The organism is Actinoallomurus acaciae (assembly GCF_042429965.1).
GTDB lineage: Bacteria > Actinomycetota > Actinomycetes > Streptosporangiales > Streptosporangiaceae > Actinoallomurus > Actinoallomurus acaciae.
In genome coordinates, this window is record NZ_JBHLZP010000862.1 from 1 (window position 1) to 2,237 (window position 2,237).

Below are 2,237 nucleotides of genomic sequence, written 5' to 3' on the forward strand. Positions count from 1 at the left end.
GTGACGGCCTTCGGCCGCACGGTGCGGCCGGCCGGCGCCCGCACCTCGTCGCGCCAGGATCGGGGGTCGGCGCGGGCGACCTGTGTCGGCACCGACACGGCGAGCAGGGCCGCCGCCGCGACCAGCCTCCTCATCGCGACTCCATCGTGTGGTGCCCGGGCGCCACGCCGTCCACGTAGACGTAACCGCCCTCGCCGGTCACGCCCTTCGCGGTGGCCCTTCCGCCGGACCACACCACGTGCCCGTCGAGCGTGACCCGGCCGGCGGCGGGAATCCCGAGACGGCCCGTCGCGTGCGCGGTGACCTCCAGGCGGAGGCCGTGTCCGTCGTTCCGCCAGGAGGCGGTGATGTCGCCCCTCGGCGTCGGGACCGTTCCCTCGGCCCATCTCAGGCCCCCGGTGTGCGGGACGACCGCGTAGGAGGCGAAGCCGGCGGCGGTGGGCCGGACGCCGAGCACGCGCGTGGTCAGGATCGTCGTCGGCGCCGACGCCCAGCCGTGCGCGAGGCTGGAGAACTGCTTCAGGTTGGGCGTGCCGTCCGGCTGGACGTGCTCCCAGAAGGTCGAGCCCGGGTCCTGGGCGAGCTGCCAGCCCCAGAACTTCTTGATCAGGTCGAGGCCGGACGTGTCACCGGTGCCGAGCCGGGCGTCCGCCTCGAACCCGCTGGGCAGTGGCGCGTAGAACGGGCTGAGCGAGGCGTTCGCGGTGCCGACGGTGAGCGAGCCGAGGCCCGACCAGTTGTGGGCGCGCAGGTAGGCCAGCGAGCGCCCGGCCCGCGTGGCGTCGGCGACTCCGGTCAGCACGGCGGCGGCGTTCGCGTCCTGCGGGTAGGCGTCGGGGATCTCCCGCGACATCCGGTACGCGCCGGCGCTCTCGTCCCACAGCTGGTCGTTGACGGCCTTCTTCACCGCGGCCGCGCGGTCCGCGTAGGCGGTGCCGGACTCGCCGCGCGCCGTGGCGAGTCCGGCCATCTGCGTGAGGTTGCGCGCGTACAGGGCGTTGACGTAGGTCTCGTGGCCGCAGTCGGAGTACCCGTAGTGGCCGCAGGAGCCGACCGCGCCGAACGCGATCAGCCCCTGCGGGTCCTGCGCCCGCACCGACTCCAGCCAGCTCATGGCCCTCGTCAGGGCGGGCCACCACTTGTCGAGGTAGGCCCGGTCGCCGGTGTAGAGCCAGTGCTCGTACATGTTGTCGACGAACCACGTCACGTACTCGCCGTAGGTGCGCAGCTCGTCCTTGTTGTGCTGACCGGCCTGGCTCTCGGCGGGCATGAAGCCGTCGGGAAGCTGCTGGGCCGCCAGCGAGGACAGGGAGTTGTCCACCGCGTCCACGTCGTGCGTGGTCAGGTAGGTGACCGGCGCCTGGACCGCGAGGTCGCCCTGCCAGACGATGCGGTCGCGCTTGCCGCCGTCGTAGATGACCTCCTTGTCCGGGTCGGCGTACGGCACGGCGGTGTCGGAGTGGTCCTGCTCGCCGGAGGCGTACGGCCAGCTCTTGGCGGTGTCGGCCATGGCGGTGTTGATCTGCACGGTGTAGGCGCCCGCGTACCAGATCTTGTTCAGCAGGTCGTCACTGGACAGGAAGTGGCCCTGGTAGGCGTCCGGACGCGGCTGCAGCGGGGCGGCGGTGAACTCGGCGGAGACGGCGTCGATGTCGACCTGGCCGGGGCCGTCGAGGAAGAGCGTGAGGTACCGGAAGCCGCCACGGATCTGCCGGTCGGGCGTGTTCAGGGTCAGCTCGTGGCTGTCGGTGTCCTCGGTGTAGGCCACGCCGGGGAAGCCGTTCCAGATGTTGGCGGTGTCGCACCCGGGCGCGATCCTTCCTTCGCCCTCGTTGTCGTCCGGTGCCTCGGCCAGGTACCGGCGCGACTCGCTGAAGCAGGCGTGCAGCCGGCCGGTGCCGGTCCCGCGCACCGTGACCCGGCCCGCGACCTCCTTGCCGAAGTCGAGGATCAGCAGGGGGGACCCGGCCCGGTCGGCGGCGCCGACGAGCCGTACCGACCGGTTGTCGGCCTGCAGGGCGTTCCGCGGGTCGCCCTCGACGCGGCCCTGCCGGGCCACCGCCTTCAGCACCGACACCGGACGGACGGTGTGCCCGGCGGGCGCCAGCACGTACGGCCGCCAGTCGCCGTGGTGCGGCGTGTACGACGAGTCGTGCCAGGGGTCGTCGCCGGTCGCCGACGCCGGGACGGCCGGGAGGGCCAGGCCAGCGCCGTCGAGCGCGTCGACGGCGAGTGCC

At 73.0% G+C, this 2,237-nt stretch carries 1 protein-coding gene; it reads right to left on the reverse strand.

Features of this window, described 5'->3' with window-relative positions; translation table 11 throughout:
- Nucleotides 1-130: 130 nt before the first annotated feature.
- Nucleotides 131-2,237, reverse strand: a 2,107-nt coding sequence (locus ACFFNX_RS48155; RefSeq protein ID WP_378213141.1) for an alpha-L-rhamnosidase-related protein, incomplete at its 5' end; no start/stop codon positions are given.